The organism is Massilia sp. CFBP 13721 (genome assembly GCF_014842025.1).
Taxonomy (GTDB): Bacteria; Pseudomonadota; Gammaproteobacteria; order Burkholderiales; family Burkholderiaceae_D; genus Telluria.
The window spans coordinates 58577-72771 of record NZ_JACYUY010000022.1 but is presented as its reverse complement, the minus strand read 5'-3'; the positions used below and the strand labels follow the sequence as shown (position 1 = coordinate 72771).

General features: G+C 66.7%; 13 protein-coding genes. 10 read left to right on the top strand and 3 right to left on the bottom strand.

Translation table 11 applies throughout. The annotated features are described in order from the left end of the window. The first annotated feature begins 373 nt into the window (after positions 1-373). On the top strand, positions 374-1402 hold the full coding sequence (locus IFT60_RS19365; RefSeq protein ID WP_192054611.1) for a lysozyme inhibitor LprI family protein: 1029 nt from the start codon (positions 374-376) through the stop codon (positions 1400-1402). Here the strand turns inward: IFT60_RS19365 and IFT60_RS19360 are convergent, their stop codons facing one another. Both IFT60_RS19360 and IFT60_RS19355 read right to left on the bottom strand, forming a co-directional pair. Further along, positions 1403-3358 (bottom strand): DEAD/DEAH box helicase, encoded by a 1956-nt coding sequence (locus IFT60_RS19360; RefSeq protein ID WP_192054609.1) that lies wholly within the window; start codon positions 3356-3358, stop codon positions 1403-1405. Positions 3359-3362: 4 nt separating this feature from the next. Then, positions 3363-5159, bottom strand: coding sequence for a DEAD/DEAH box helicase (locus tag IFT60_RS19355; RefSeq protein ID WP_192054607.1), 1797 nt, complete (start codon positions 5157-5159; stop codon positions 3363-3365). Between the two features lie 150 nt (positions 5160-5309). Between IFT60_RS19355 and IFT60_RS19350 the strand changes: the two genes are divergently transcribed. The 9 genes from IFT60_RS19350 to IFT60_RS19310 all read left to right on the top strand — a co-directional run bounded on the left by IFT60_RS19350 (position 5310) and on the right by IFT60_RS19310 (position 13391). Further along, positions 5310-5855: a glutathione peroxidase gene (locus IFT60_RS19350; RefSeq protein WP_192054605.1), complete on the top strand. Its 546-nt coding sequence runs from the start codon at positions 5310-5312 to the stop codon at positions 5853-5855. Positions 5856-6000: 145 nt separating this feature from the next. After that, complete coding sequence (locus tag IFT60_RS19345) at positions 6001-6915, top strand: universal stress protein (protein ID WP_192054603.1); 915 nt, start codon at positions 6001-6003, stop codon at positions 6913-6915. A 5-nt stretch (positions 6916-6920) separates the two neighbouring features. Continuing rightward, the gene (locus IFT60_RS19340; RefSeq protein ID WP_374001180.1) at positions 6921-9821 is read left to right on the top strand and encodes a monovalent cation/H+ antiporter subunit A; all 2901 of its coding nucleotides are present in this window, start codon (positions 6921-6923) and stop codon (positions 9819-9821) included. After that, the gene (locus IFT60_RS19335; protein ID WP_192054602.1) at positions 9821-10165 is read left to right on the top strand and encodes a Na+/H+ antiporter subunit C; all 345 of its coding nucleotides are present in this window, start codon (positions 9821-9823) and stop codon (positions 10163-10165) included. The genes IFT60_RS19340 and IFT60_RS19335 overlap by 1 nt, the downstream gene beginning before the upstream one ends. Next, on the top strand, positions 10162-11781 hold the full coding sequence (locus IFT60_RS19330) for a monovalent cation/H+ antiporter subunit D (RefSeq protein ID WP_192054600.1): 1620 nt from the start codon (positions 10162-10164) through the stop codon (positions 11779-11781). The genes IFT60_RS19335 and IFT60_RS19330 overlap by 4 nt, the downstream gene beginning before the upstream one ends. Beyond that, positions 11778-12296 (top strand): Na+/H+ antiporter subunit E, encoded by a 519-nt coding sequence (locus tag IFT60_RS19325; RefSeq protein WP_192054597.1) that lies wholly within the window; start codon positions 11778-11780, stop codon positions 12294-12296. The genes IFT60_RS19330 and IFT60_RS19325 overlap by 4 nt, the downstream gene beginning before the upstream one ends. Further along, the gene (locus IFT60_RS19320) at positions 12280-12558 is read left to right on the top strand and encodes a K+/H+ antiporter subunit F (RefSeq protein ID WP_192054595.1); all 279 of its coding nucleotides are present in this window, start codon (positions 12280-12282) and stop codon (positions 12556-12558) included. Before IFT60_RS19325 ends, IFT60_RS19320 begins: the two co-directional genes overlap by 17 nt. Further along, positions 12555-12959, top strand: a complete 405-nt coding sequence (gene mnhG, locus IFT60_RS19315; RefSeq protein ID WP_192054592.1) for a monovalent cation/H(+) antiporter subunit G — start codon at positions 12555-12557, stop codon at positions 12957-12959. Before IFT60_RS19320 ends, mnhG begins: the two co-directional genes overlap by 4 nt. A gap of 72 nt (positions 12960-13031) precedes the next feature. Beyond that, a complete protein-coding gene (locus tag IFT60_RS19310) occupies positions 13032-13391 on the top strand; it encodes a DUF1428 domain-containing protein (RefSeq protein WP_192054591.1) in 360 nt (119 codons plus the stop codon). Between the two features lie 58 nt (positions 13392-13449). Here IFT60_RS19310 and IFT60_RS19305 read toward each other — a convergent pair whose 3' ends face one another. Further along, positions 13450-13953 carry a single-stranded DNA-binding protein gene (locus IFT60_RS19305; RefSeq protein ID WP_192054588.1) on the bottom strand — a complete coding sequence of 168 codons (504 nt, stop codon included), beginning with the start codon at positions 13951-13953 and terminating at the stop codon, positions 13450-13452. Positions 13954-14195 lie beyond the last annotated feature (242 nt).

The window sequence follows — 14195 nt, the reverse complement described above, 5'->3', positions numbered from 1 at the left end:
TCGTAACTGACTGCTGACAGGGGGGTAAAGTACAAACGCCAACCGTATGTTGGTTGGCGTCAAGAAGTGATGGGTGGCAATTCTACGCAAACGCGCCGCGTTTTTTGCTTTCCGTACGGAAAAAAATTATGCCCGTTGCGTCGTGTTCACAGTCGATTTATCAAGTAGTTGGCAGAGCTGAATCAGCTGTTTGCGGACGTGCACGAGAATGGCGTTAAAGCCGTTACGGACTGTAAATTTTCTTGTCGAAACTCTGCCATATCCGGCAATTCGGCCTCCAGGCAGGGAAATAAAATTGCGCCATCTCACCATCCTCTGCAGATGTCCACGGTAGCGTTAAAACTTCCAATAGGAAACTTTTTAGGAGAGTGTCATGCCCCGTGCGACTTGGCCGTTTTTGCTTGCAAGCCTGCTCAGCACCGCTGTCCAGGCTGCGCCGTATCCGAACGTCTACGGTGCTCCGCCGGAAGTGCTGCGCAGTAGCGACTGGTACCGCCAATGCCTGCGCGTCAAAAACGAACAAGCACGGCAGATGATGGATAGCAGGGCCGGCGCAAGCGCGCGCTGCGACGCCTCCGCCCTGTACTACGACACCCTCAACCAGCCGGAAGCGAATAAGGCCGACTGGCAGCGGGTCCATGCCTGCGCCGCGCGCACCAACGCGCACGGCGTGTTGATGATGCTGTATGCGAATGGCGCCGGCGGCACTCCGCAGTTCGACCTGGCCTTGAAACATGCCTGCAGCATCCAGAGTCCGGTCGACGAAATGAAGAGCCGGATCGAGCACGTGCGCCGCCGCGCCAGCGGCGATGACCGCGCGGCGATCGACGTCTGCGACGACGCCAGCACCGACATGCGCAGCCGCTGCGCGGCGGTGCGCGAACGCCAGCGCGATAAATCGCGCAGCGGCCAGCTGGCGGCGCTGGCACGCGGCTGGAATGCGAAGGAGCAGTTGGGCCTGGAGATGGCGACCAAGGCCGCCCATTACTTTGCCCAGCACCGGGTCGACTACGAGACCGATGCCGGCAGCAGCGCCACGCGCGCGCTGCAGCTCGACGTCCAGGCGGCCGAGCTCGACCAGTTCGCGGACGACGTGCTCGCGGCCGAGGCGGGCAAGGCGCCGCGCTTCACCGACGCCGAGTTCGACAGCCTGGAACAGAAGATGAATGCGACCTACCGCCAGTTCATGCTGAACCGTCCGGCCAGTACCTCCTACCTCGGCACGATCCGCAAGAGCGGCGTCGAAAAGGCGCAGCGCGCCTGGCTGGCCTACCGCGATGCGATGGAATTGTATGGCTCGATCCGCCACCCGCAAGTGCCCGGTTCCGGCTGGCGCGCCCAGCTCACCGCGCGCCGATTGAAGCAGCTCACGGAACTCGACAACGCCGCAGCGGGCCGCTGATCAAGGCGCCCGGAACAGCGGCAGCACCTCGGCCGGCACGTCGTCGGTGCTGAGCATCACCAGGCGATGGCTGGCGCGGGTCATCGCCATGTACAGTTTGCGGGCATCGGCTTCGCGCGCGCCACCAGCATCGTCCCCGCCTGCCGTCAGCAGGCTTTCCATCCCCAGCAGGAACACGGCGCCGCCTTCGAGGCCGGTGGCCGTTTCCAGGTTCGCCAGGCGCAGGTAGTCGGGACCGTAGCCGGCCGGCGGCTGCTTTTTATCCTTGTTCAGCCACCAGACGCGGTCGGCGCCGAGCGCGGCGCACAGGCGCCGGTACAGCAGCTGTTTCGGCGTGTCGCCGCCGTAGATGACGAGGAAGCTCGACAGCGGCAAGCCGTGCCGCTCGACCAGCGCCACGATCTCGTTGACGGCGCGGTCGACCGCATCCTGCGGCGTGTCGACGCGCAGCAGGATCGGCGCGGCGCCCTCCTCCATATCCGTAAAATCCGGTTCCAGGTAATGCTCGGGATCGGCCTGCACGGCGCGCGCCAGCAAGGTGCCGGCCGTGTGCAGGATCGCCTGCGTGGTGCGGTAGGAGCGCAGCAGTTTCTTGGTGCGTCCAGCCACGTCGAGGCCAGCGTTGCGCCAGCTGAGGCGGCTCTTCATGAAGCCCTGGTTCGGATCGGCGCACAGGAACAGGCGTCCCTGCGGGCGCAGCGCCAATTTGACGGTATGGAACCAGGAAGGCGCGAAGAATTGGGCCTCGTCGACCAGGATGTGTTCGTAGCGCTCCAGGGCGCCGTGCGCGGGTGCGCGGCAGACCTCGAAGGCGACCGCGCTCCACATGCGCAAGCCCTCGGCGTACAGCGCGCTTGTCACCGCTTCGAACAGGTTCCAAATGTCGTGGCGCTCCTTGGCGCGCAGCGAAAAGCCGCGGCCGGCGCGGCTGGTGTCCATGTATTCGGCCTCGCTCGTCACCAGCATCTCGTTGAGGAAATCGAATTCCTCGATCAGTTGGCGTTCCCCCAGTTTCAGGTCCGGCCAGCGCCCGCGCAGGCGTGCGACCAGCTGCGGCAGGTACGCCGGATCAGGCGGCATCGCCAGGGGCGCATGGAACAGGCGGCGCCACTGGCGGTGGATCCAGGCGGAATAGGTCGTGATCTCGAGATTGGCCGGTACGCGCCCGTGCGCGCGGTGCAGGCGTTCGCGGATGTCGGCCACGATCGGCGTGTTGTGGATCAGGACCAGCACGCGCTCGCGCGGATGCATCTCGGCCAGCAGCAGCGCGCGGCTCAGGGCAATCAAGGTCTTGCCGCTGCCGGCGACGCCGTTCACCAGGCGCACACTGAGGTCGGTGACGGCCTGGGCCTGCTCGTCGGGGAGTTCCAGATCGAGCTTGCTGGCCCACTCCTGCTGCGGATCGAGGAACAGCGCCAGGCTGGCGCCATTGCTGCGCCTGAAACGCTTGCGCGCCGCGGTCGGCAGCGGGATGCCGGATTCGGGAAAGAAGCGCGTGCGCAGCGCGTCTTCCGCGTCCGGTGGGAGGGGCCGCTGGAATGCCGCCAGCCCCGCCGCGCCGCCGTCGACAAAGCGTTCGCGCGCCAGCAGGTGCACGTTTGCCACGTCGAGCTGGCGTGCGAGTGCGGCTGCTTCCGCGTCGGCGCAGCTCCACAGCACCAGCAGCAATGGCAGCGCATTCGGCATCGCGGCGCGCCAGGCCGCTACCTGGGCGTCGAAGGCGGCGCGCGTTTCGCTTGCGAACAGTTGATGAACGTCGAGCCCGTCGAAGGGTGTGTCGACCACGGCCAGCGCCAGCCAGCCGCGTTCGGCGTGTTCGATGAACAGGTCCGGCGCCGCGCTTTCATCGCGCAAGGGCTTGCGCACGATGCTGGCATCGTCGAGGCCATTCAGCACGCGCCGCTGCTGCAGCTGGCGGCCGCTGGCGCGCGTCCATTCGGGAATGAAGAGGGCCACCGCGTCAGAACTCGATGCGGCGCGCCGCCGCCAGCAGGCTGCGGTACAGCTGCAGGTTGTACGCCATGCGCGCGTCGTTGGCACCGAACTGCGGCGGCAGCTCGGGGCCGATGATCACCAGCTTGGTCATCGCGCGCGTCACCGACACATTCAGACGCTCGGGCTGGAAGAAGAAGTCGGCGATCGCGGCCAGGAAGCGCAGGTCGCCGGCAGCCAGAGAAAGGATGACCAGTTCGCGTTCCTGGCCCTGCATCCGCTCGACCGTATCGGCGACGATGGCGCGCGCCGTGTGCCAGCCGAATTGGTCCGCCAGGGCATTGCGCACCGTGCGTCCATGGGCGCGAAACGGCGTGACGATGCCGATCTCGTGCGGCGCCAGGCCGCCTTCGATCGCCGCGCCACAGAGGCCGGCCACCAGCTGCGCATCCTCATGATTGCGGCTGCGCGCGCTGTCGTCCAGGGTCGGAATGAAGACCAGGCTGGCCGCGTCGCGCAGCGCGGCGTCGTACGGGTCGCCATCCTCGCGCGGCTGCAGGTGCAGTTTGCGCGCGCGGTTGGGGCCGGCCGCACGCAGGCGGTTGCCGTAAAACGATGTACTTGGCCAGGCCGCCAGTTCCGCGTTCAGGCGGTAGGTATCGGTCAGCATCACGCTGTCGACATTATGAAACGTCAGCTTGGCGAAGATCGAGCCGGGCAGTTCGTCCAGCACCGAGCGCGCCAGCAGCACCGGCGGCAGCTGCTTCTGGTCGCCGATGAAGACGAAGCGGGCGCCGCGCCGCATCGCCATCAGGGCCAGCGGCAGCGTCACCTGGCTCGCTTCGTCGAACAGCACGGTGTCGAACTCGCAGTTTTCCAGTCCCTTGCCGCAGGTGGCGAAGGGCGTGGCGCCGACCACGTAGCCGCCTTCCAGCGGCCGCCCATGCCATTCGGCGAAGCTGGCGGCCAGCGTCACGCCGGGCTGCAAACCGTCGACCTGGGTCAGGCGCCCGATCTTGGCCACGCGCACGCCCTGGCCGGCGACTTCCTGGGCGATCTTGTTGAGGGCATTGTTGATTGCCATGTGGGTGTGCGAGGTGATCAGCACCCGCTCGCCGCGTTCGACCAGCAGGCGCACGGCCAGGGCCAGGACGCGCGTCTTGCCGGTCCCGGGCGGCCCCTGGATGCAGGCGACCTGCTCGGCGGCGACGATTTTACCCACCGCTTCGGCCTGGGCCGCGTTCAGGCCGGCCTGCAAGGCAATCGCTTCGGCCTCTTCGAAATCGCGTGGGTCGAAGTCGTTGCTGATGTGGCCTTCCAGCAGCGGCATCAGGCAGCGATGCGCGCGTGAGGGAGGATGTGCCTGGCCAATGTCGTCGAGCGCTTCCTTGTAAAACTTGGTGAGGTCGAAGTCGTCCGGGTCGGCATAGCAGGGCAGGTCGGCGGCCTCCTTCACCACCCGCGCCGCCTGGTGGATGCGCAGCAGCCAGCGCCCTTCTTCTTCCGCCTCGAAGACGGCGCCGCGCGCCAGCATCAGGTTCAAGGGCGAGCCGTCGTGCAGGCAGACCAGGTCGCCCTCGCGAAAGCGCGATTCGCCGCCGCCCGTCCAGGCCCAGGCCGTGCCCTTCTCGGGACCGGCCTCGATGCGCAGGAAGCGCTGGCACAGGCCCTTGGCCAGCCGGTCGGGCAAGGGCTGGCGCCAGACCTCGATTAACTTTTCCTGCGCCGCCTCGCGTTCGCGCGCGACGAACTCGCGCAAGCCGTCCAGCAACCGCGCCTGGCGGCGCACGCGTTCGGCGTTGGCGTTGTTCGGTTCCTGCGTCATGGGGCGGCTCGTCTTTTCACAGCATGGCTTATAAGGGGCGGGAACGGCGCCGTCAAGCACGGCCGCGTGACGGCAGTTTTTGGTCCCCGCCAGCATGCTCGCGCGCGGCGCGGTAGGATAGCCATTTACGCAACCCGGAGGACAGACCCCATGAGCACGCTCTTTGATATCCCGCTGCACCGCCTCGAGGGCCAGGACGCCACGCTGGGCGAGTACCAGGGCAAGGTCATGTTGATCGTCAACGTCGCCTCGCAATGCGGCCTGACGCCGCAATACGCCGGCCTGGAAAAACTGTTCGAGCAGTACGAGGCACGCGGCCTGGTGGTACTCGGCTTTCCCTGCAACGATTTCGGCGCCCAGGAACCGGGCAGCGAAGCGGAGATCGCCGATTTTTGCCAGCGCAACTACGGCGTGCGCTTTCCGATGTTCGAAAAGGTGGAAGTCAACCGCGAGGCGCGCCATCCCCTGTACCGCGAACTGATCGCCGCCCAGCCGCAGGCGCGCCAGGCCGAAGGCAGCACGTTCGGCGACAAGCTGGCCCAGCACGGCCTGAGCCCGAAGAACCCGTCCGACGTACTGTGGAACTTCGAGAAATTCCTGGTCGGCCGCGACGGGCAAGTGGTCGCCCGTTTCGCACCCGATGTAAAACCGGACGATCCGGCGCTGGTGGCGTCGATCGAGGCGGCGCTGGGCTGAAGCACCCGCCGCGCTGCCCCGTGGAGCCGGGCCCTGCCTTAAAACCAGCTTAACGGCGAGTTTTGCCCGGCTAATGCGTTGCCGTCTTTGCCACAAACCCGTTAAAGTAGACCGGGTTTGAGTCCTGGACCTGGTGGAGGCACGCGTGAACCACAGCATTGATGCGGCAGAGCCACGAAGATTGCTGCTCGCAACCGACCTGAGCGCGCATTGCGACCGCGCGCTCGAGCGCGCCCGGCTGCTGGCCGCCGAATGGCAGGCCGAGCTGGCCATATTGACCGTGCACGAAGGGCCGGACGTGCCGGCCGAAGTCATCGGCTGGCTCGATGGCGACCGCGAGCAGCATGGCGCCGAAGCGGCGGCGCAGCGCGCGCTGCTGCGCGACTTCGAGGGCAGCGGCGTCACTCCCAGCCTGCACCTGGCCGACGGTCCCGTGGCCGACGCCATTCCGGCCACCGCGGCACGCCTGCGCAGCACCCTGGTCGTCAGCGGCAGCGCACGCGCCGAAACCCTCGGCCACCTGCTGCTCGGCTCGACCGTCGAACGCCTGGCGCGCACGCTGACGCAACCGTTATTAGTGGTGCGCCAACGCGCCCGTGCGCCTTACCGCCGCATCCTGGTGCCGACCGATTTTTCCGCCGCCTCCCGCCTCGCGCTGGAAACCGCCTTTTCATTTTTCCCGGAGGGCGCCGTCACGCTGTTCCACGCCCAGCAGGGCGGGATGGAGGCACTGGCCGGCCAGACGGGCGCCGATGCCGCGCCCGCACGCGCCGAATGCGTGCGCTTCCTCGATGGCTGCTGCCTGCCCGCCGGCGCACGCGCCCGGCTCGAGGTCGTGGTCGCCGCCGGCAGCCTCGATTCGCTGCTGGCGCGCCACGTGCAGGAACACGCGATCGAACTGGCCGTGATCGGGCTGCACGAGCAGCCCGGCGTGCTGCGGGTCCTGATGGGCAGCACGGCCGAACGCCTGCTGCGCGGCCTCGCCTGCGACACGATGGTGGTGCGCGCAGCCGATGATGATGACGATGCAGTCGGGGCTTCCCCGCCACGACCGGGATAACGCCAGTGCTGTCGCTGATCGTCCTCCTCCCCTTCCTCGGCGCCCTGGTCGCCGCCTGCATGCCGACCGGCTCGCGCAACCGCCCGGCGGCCGTGGCCGGCGCCGCCACCCTGGCCGCGCTGACGCTGGCGATCAGCGACTTCAAGACAGTCAGCAACGGCGCGGTTCTGCGCGAACGCTACGACTGGCTGCCCGACTTCGGCCTGAACCTCGCCCTGCGCATGGATGGCCTGGCCTGGGTGTTTACCGTGATGGTGCTCGGCATTGGCTTGCTGGTGCTGCTGTACGCGCGCTACTACATGTCGCGGCGCGACCCGGTGGCGCGCTTCTTCGCCTACATGCTGGCCTTTATGGGCTCGATGCTGGGCGTGGTCCTGTCCGGTAACCTGATCCAGCTGGTGATCTTCTGGGAACTCACCAGCGTCACTTCGTTCCTCCTGATCGGCTACTGGCAGCACCGCAACGACGCCCGCCGCGGCGCGCGCATGGCGTTTACGGTAACCACCGTCGGCGGCCTGTGCCTGCTGGCCGGCGTGCTGATGCTGGGTCATATCGTCGGCAGCTACGACCTCGACGCCGTGCTGGAAGCCGGCGGACGCGTGCGCGCCCATGCCTGGTACCTGCCCACCCTGGTCCTGATCGCGCTGGGGGCGCTGACCAAGAGCGCGCAATTCCCCTTCCACTTCTGGCTGCCGCACGCGATGGCGGCGCCGACCCCGGTATCGGCCTTCCTGCACTCGGCGACCATGGTCAAGGCCGGCGTCTTCCTCTTGATCCGCCTCTGGCCGGCCCTGTCCGGCACCGACGAATGGACCTGGATCCTCGGCACTGCCGGCGTCTGCACCCTGCTGATCGGCTCCTTCTTCGCGATCTTTCAGAACGATATGAAGGGCTTGCTGGCCTATTCCACCATCAGCCACCTCGGCCTGATCGTCACCCTGCTCAGCATCGGCTCTCCCTTGTCGGTGGTGGCGGCGGTATTCCACACGATGAACCATGCGGTGTTCAAGGCCTCCTTGTTCATGGCGGTCGGCATCATCGACCACGAGACCGGCACGCGCGACATGCGCCTGTTGAGCGGCCTGGGCAAGGCGATGCCGTACACCGCCGCGCTGGCGATCGTCGCCAGCGCCGCCATGGCCGGCGTCCCGCTCTTGAACGGCTTCCTGTCGAAAGAGATGTTCTTTGCCGAGACCATGCAGGTGGGCGGTACCGAAGACTGGTCGATGTCGTATGCGGCGGTCGCCATGGGCGTGTTCAGCGTTGCCTATTCGCTGCGCTTCATCAGCGTCTTCTTCGGCCCGCCCGCCACCAACCTGCCGCAACAGCCGCACGAGCCGCCGCGCTGGATGCGCTTCCCGGTCGAATGCCTGGTGGTGCTGTGCATCGCCGTCGGCGTGATGCCCGACCGCGCCGTCGGCGAGGTGCTGGGCGTGGCGGCGCAATCGGTGCTGGGCGCGGCCCTGCCTGAATACGACCTCGGCATCTGGCACGGCTTCAATTTGCCGCTCATGATGAGCATCGCCGCGCTGGCCGGCGGTTTGCTGTTCTATGTCGTCTTGCGGCGCTATGCCGACCTGGCCGAACGCGAGCGGGTGCCGGTGCTGCACCGCCTGAACGGCGCCCAGGCCTACGAGAATGTCATGCTGGCGCTGACGCAGAGCGCCGTCTGGCTGCTGCGCTGGAGCGGCACCCGCCGCCTGCAATTGCAGCTGCTGGTGCTGGTCGCGGCGATGGTCGTGGTGCCGCTGTTGCTGGTCGACCCGCTGCCGGCAATGCCGCCGCTGCGCGTGACCGACCTCGATCCGCTGTTCGCGCTGCTATGGGTGATCGGCGCCGGCTGCGCGCTGGGCGCGGCGCACCAGGCCAAATACCACCGCCTGGTCGCCCTGATCCTGGCCGGCGGCACCGGTGTCGTCACGAGTCTGACGTTCCTGTGGATGTCGGCGCCCGACCTGGCGCTGACCCAGCTGATGGTCGAAACCGTTACCACCGTGCTGATCCTGCTCGGCCTGCGCTGGCTGCCGCCGCGCTTCCCGCCGGCCGGGCTGGCGCCGCGCATCCCGCTCGGCAGCTGGCTGCGGCGCGGGCGCGACGGCACCATCGCCGTCGCCGGTGGCCTCGGCATGGCGGCCGCCACCTACGCCCTGCTCGCCACCGAGGCGCCGGCCACCATCAGCGATTTCTTCGTCGAGCGCGCCCTGCCCGAAGGCGGCGGCGCGAACGTGGTGAACGTACTGCTGGTCGACTTCCGCGGCTTCGACACGATGGGAGAAATCACGGTGCTGTCGATCGTCGCGCTGACCGTGTATGCGCTGCTGCGCCGCTTCCGCCCGGCGCCGGAAAGCGTCGCCATTCCGGTGCAGCAGGCCAGCGACGTCGACCCGGCCGTCAGCCAGAGTCCGGCGCAACAAGCCAGCACCGGCTACCTGATGATCCCGGCCGTCTACCTGCGTTTCCTGCTGCCCTTCATGGGTATCATCGCCGTCTACTTCTTCATGCGCGGCCACAACCTGCCGGGCGGCGGCTTTGTGGCGGGACTGATCTTCGCCACCGCCATCATCGTCCAGTACATGGTGGCCGGCACCGACTGGGTCGAATCGCATTTGCGCTTGCGCCCGCACCGCTGGATCGCCTGGGGCCTGGTCACCGCCTGCGTCACCGGCCTGGGCGCCTGGCTGTTCGGCTACCCCTTCCTCACTAGTCACACCGCCCACCTCGACCTGCCGCTGCTGGGGCAGATCCACGTGCCGAGCGCCTTCGTGTTCGACCTGGGCGTGTTCCTGGTGGTGGTCGGCACGACCATGCTGATCCTGGTCGCGCTGGCGCACCAGTCGCTGCGCAGCCACCGCGCCCCACCCGGGGCCGGACGCAGCGCCCTGCCCCCAACCAAGGAGATTGCCTGATGGAGCTCGTGTCTTCGCTCGCCATCGGCATCGTGTTCGGCGCCGGCATCTGGCTGCTGCTGCGCCCGCGCAGTTTCCAGGTGCTGACCGGCCTGATGCTGATGTCGTATGCCGTCAACCTGTTCATTTTCATCATGGGCCGCGTCTGGCTCGACGAGCCGCCGCTGACCCCAGCCGGCACCGTCCCCGATCCGCGCATACTGGCCGACCCGCTGCCGCAGGCGCTGGTGCTGACCGCGATCGTGATCGGCTTTGCCACCACGGCCTTGTACCTGGTGGTGATGATCGGCGCGCGCGGCCTGACCGGTACCGACCACGTCGACGGCGAGGAGCCTGAGGTATGAGGCCTGAACATCTTGTCATCCTGCCGATCCTGCTGCCGCTCCTGGTCGGCGCGGTGCTGGTGCCGCTGACCCAGGGCAGCCACCGTTTCAAATTCGCACTCAGCTATGCCTCGGTACTCGGCTTGCTGGTCACGGCTTGCGCCTTGATGATGAATGCCGACCGCGGCGCCTGGCCCGACGGCATCGGCGTCTACCTGGCCGCCAACTGGGCCGCGCCCTTCGGCATCGCCCTGGTGGCCGACCGCCTGTCGGCGCTGATGCTGCTGCTGACCGCAGTGCTGGCCCTGGCCTCGCTGCACTTCGCGATGCAGCGCTGGAGCCGGATCGGCGTACATTTTCATTCGCTGTTCCAGTTCCTGCTGATGGGGATCAACGGCGCCTTCCTGACGCACGACTTGTTCAACCTCTTCGTGTTCTTCGAGGTGATGCTGGCCGCCTCGTATGGCCTGGTGCTGCACGGATATAACGCCGAGCGCCTGCGCGCCAGCATGCAGTACATCGCGGTCAACCTGGCCGCCGCCCTGATGTTCCTGATCGGTACCGCGCTGATCTACGCCACCACCGGCACCCTCAACATGGCCGATCTCGCCGTGCGCATCGCCGCCATGGGACCGGATCAGGTCGCGCTGCTGAAAGTGGGCGTCGCCGTGCTCGCGCTCGCCTTCCTCGCCAAAAGCGCGATGTGGCCGCTGGGCTTCTGGCTGCCCACCACCTATGCCGCCGCGTCTCCCCCGGTGGCGGCGATGCTGGTCTTGATGACCAAGGTCGGCGCCTACGTCATCCTGCGCCTGTGGCTGCTGCTGTTCGGAGAACAGGCCGGGCTGGCCGCCGGCTTCGGTTACGACGCCCTGGTCTGGGGCGGGATGGCGACCATCGTCTTCGGCGCCGCCGGCATGCTCTCGACCGACACGGCCGGGCGCATGGCCGGCTACAGCGCCATCGTCTCTTCCGGCACCCTGCTGGCGGTGATCGGCTATGGCCAGCCCTCGCTGGTGACGGCGGGGCTCTATTATCTGATCGGCTCGACGCTGGCGGTGGCCGCCTTCCTGCTGCTGATCGAACTGATCGACCGCATCCGCACCCCGGGCGCGGCGATGCTGGCGCTGACCATGGAAGCCTGGGCGGTGGAAGACACGCCCGACGAACCGCGCGGCAAGGGCGTGCCGGCGGTCATGGCTTTCCTCTCGCTGGCATTCGTCGCCTGCGCCCTGATGATCGCCGGCCTGCCGCCGCTGTCCGGCTTCGTCGCCAAGTTCGGCATGTTCCACGCGCTCCTGAACCCGGAACCCGGCAGCGGCGCCATCGGCGCCACCGGTTTTACCCTGATCGCGCTGGTGATCGTCTCCGGACTGATCGCCATCATCTCGATGCTGCGCTTCGGCGTGCGCACCTTCTGGGCCGCCGAGATCGTCACGCCGCCGCGCCTGCAGTTGTCGGAAGTGGCGCCGATCACGGCGCTGCTGCTGCTGTCGCTGGCGATGACGGTACAGGCGCGCCCGCTGTTCGACTACCTGACACGCGCCAGCGCCGACCTGCACCAGCCAGGCAAGTATGCGCGCCGGGTGCTGCTGGAGCCACCGGTGCCCGGCCCCACCGCGCAAGAGGTGGCGCCATGACCCGTTGGCTGCCGTATCCCTGGGTCTCGCTGACGCTGTGCGCGCTGTGGCTGCTCTTGAACCAGGCTTTCGACCTGGCCAGCATCCTGCTCGGAGCGCTCCTCGGCATTGCGCTGCCGCTGCTGCTGCGCGGCCTGCAACCGTTCGGCTACCCGCGCCTGCATGCGCCGTTGACGCTGCTGCGTTTGCTGGGCATGGCCTCGGTCGAGGTGGTCCGCTCCTGCTTCAACGTCTGCCGCATCATCCTGTTCGCGAATCACGCGGCCGTCAAATCGGAGTTCATCCGCATCCCGCTGACGATGCGCGATCCCTACGGCCTGGCCATGCTGTCCTGCCTGATCAACATGACGCCGGGCACGGTCTGGGTCGAGATCCTGCCCGAGAGGTACGAACTGTCGCTGCACGTGTTCGACCTGCACGACGAACAATGGTGGATCGACACCATCAAAACGCGCTACGAGCGCCCCCTGATCGACATTTTTGAACCCAGGAGCACCCATGGCGACCCTGCTTGAACTCGCGATCGGCTACGCGCTGGTCTGCGTACTGGTGGCGATGCTGCTGTGCGCGCTGCGCCTGCTGATCGGCCCCTCGGCCCACGACCGCGTGCTGGCCCTCGACACCCTGTGGATGGCGGGCATGCTGCTGGCGCTGGTGCTGGGCATCCGCTTCGGCACGCAAGTGTATTTCGAGGTGGCGGTGCTGATCGCGCTGGTCGGCTTCGTCTCGACGGTCGCCATGGCGAAATTTTTGATGCGCGGGGAGATCATCGAATGAGCGGCATCGCCGATTTGCCCGACTGGGCTGCCTTGGTGGTGGCGCTGCTGCTGTTCATCGGCGCCTCCATCATCCTGATCGGCGCCCTCGGGCTGCTGCGCCTGCGCACCTTTTACCAGCGCATCCACGGCCCGGCGATCACGATCACGCTCGGCGCCGGTTGCATCCTGATCGCCTCGATGGTCTACTTCACGGTGGCGCAAGCGCGCCTGGTCGTGCACGAGGTGATCATCGCCGCTTTTCTGCTGATGACGGCGCCGGTGGTGTCGATGCTGATCATGCGCGCCGCCGTCTACCGCGACCTCCGTGCGCGCAAGCACGACGCCGGCGCCACCGCGGGCGGCGTGTACACGATCGTCGAGGCGGAAACGCCGGCCAGTCCGGCGCCGGGCAGGGACTAGTATCAAGATTTAGGACGGATTTTTTGGCACTTCATCAAGGTCTCACCTGTACTCAACCTGAAGGAGAGCATCATGGCCTACGTCGATGGTTTTGTGATTCCGGTTCCCAAGAACAAGCTCGATGCCTACCTGGAGATGGCGCGCCAGGCAGCCACGATCTGGCGCGAGCACGGCGCCATTGAATTTCGCGAATGCGTCGCCGACGACGTCAAGCCGGGGCAGCTGACTTCCTTTCCCCAGAGCGTGCAGCTGAAGGAAGACGAAGTCGTGATTTTTTCCTGGGTCATCTATGAATCGCGCGCCAAGCGCGACGAGGCCAACGACAAGATCATGAACGACCCGCGCATGACCGAACTCATGAAGCCGGAGAACATGGCGTTCGACGGCAAGCGCATGATTTATGGCGGCTTCGAGATGGTGGTCGACAAATAGGCGCAAAAAAACCCGCAACTTGCGTTGCGGGTTGTGTAATTGCTCGACAGCTTGCCACTCAGAACGGAATGTCGTCATCCATGTCCGAGAAGTTCGGCGCCGGACGCTGTGGCTGCGGACGTGCTGCCGGGGCCGGTGGCGCCTGGCGTGGGGCCTGGCGCTGCGGTGGGGCATCGTAGCCGCCGCTGTCGTCCATGCCCATGCCGCCGGCGTCGCCGCCCATGCCGGCGCGGCCGCCCAGCATCTGCATGTTTTCAGCGACGATGTCGGTTGCGTAGCGCTCGATGCCGTCCTTGTCGGTGTACTTGCGGGTCTGCAGGCGGCCTTCGACGTAGACCGACGAGCCCTTTTTCAGGTACTGGCCGACGATCTCGGCCAGGCGGCCGAAGAACGAGATACGGTGCCATTCGGTCAGCTCTTTTTGCTCGCCGGTGTTGCGGTCCTTCGACTTGAACGAGGTGGCGACCGCGATGTTCGCGATGGCGTCGCCGCTCGGCATGTAGCGGATTTCCGGATCGCGGCCGAGGTTGCCGACGATGATGACCTTGTTGACTGATGCCATTGTGTTACTCCTTCAGGATGTGTGAGCCCTGGCTCTGCACTCTGCCTAAGCGCCAGGGAACTGGGTGATACAGCACGATATTATGGGGCCACCGGACCAGTTCTAAAAGTGGATTTTTTGCGGTGGTTCAAGCGATCTTGCGGATACAAACCGGGCCGCGGTCACGCATGATCTGGCTGGACGCGTGGGCGGAGGATCCGCCCACCTTACGGGTCTAAAACCACGTTTCGCATGTCCTGCAC

Coding starts and splice junctions, on each gene's coding strand:
- IFT60_RS19365 (WP_192054611.1), top strand. CDS start 374: ATGCCCCGTGCGACTTGGCCGTTTTTGCTTGCAAGCCTGCTCAGCACC.
- IFT60_RS19355 (WP_192054607.1), bottom strand. CDS start 5,159: ATGACGCAGGAACCGAACAACGCCAACGCCGAACGCGTGCGCCGCCAG.
- IFT60_RS19350 (WP_192054605.1), top strand. CDS start 5,310: ATGAGCACGCTCTTTGATATCCCGCTGCACCGCCTCGAGGGCCAGGAC.
- IFT60_RS19335 (WP_192054602.1), top strand. CDS start 9,821: ATGGAGCTCGTGTCTTCGCTCGCCATCGGCATCGTGTTCGGCGCCGGC.
- IFT60_RS19330 (WP_192054600.1), top strand. CDS start 10,162: ATGAGGCCTGAACATCTTGTCATCCTGCCGATCCTGCTGCCGCTCCTG.
- IFT60_RS19325 (WP_192054597.1), top strand. CDS start 11,778: ATGACCCGTTGGCTGCCGTATCCCTGGGTCTCGCTGACGCTGTGCGCG.
- IFT60_RS19320 (WP_192054595.1), top strand. CDS start 12,280: ATGGCGACCCTGCTTGAACTCGCGATCGGCTACGCGCTGGTCTGCGTA.
- mnhG (WP_192054592.1), top strand. CDS start 12,555: ATGAGCGGCATCGCCGATTTGCCCGACTGGGCTGCCTTGGTGGTGGCG.
- IFT60_RS19310 (WP_192054591.1), top strand. CDS start 13,032: ATGGCCTACGTCGATGGTTTTGTGATTCCGGTTCCCAAGAACAAGCTC.
- IFT60_RS19305 (WP_192054588.1), bottom strand. CDS start 13,953: ATGGCATCAGTCAACAAGGTCATCATCGTCGGCAACCTCGGCCGCGAT.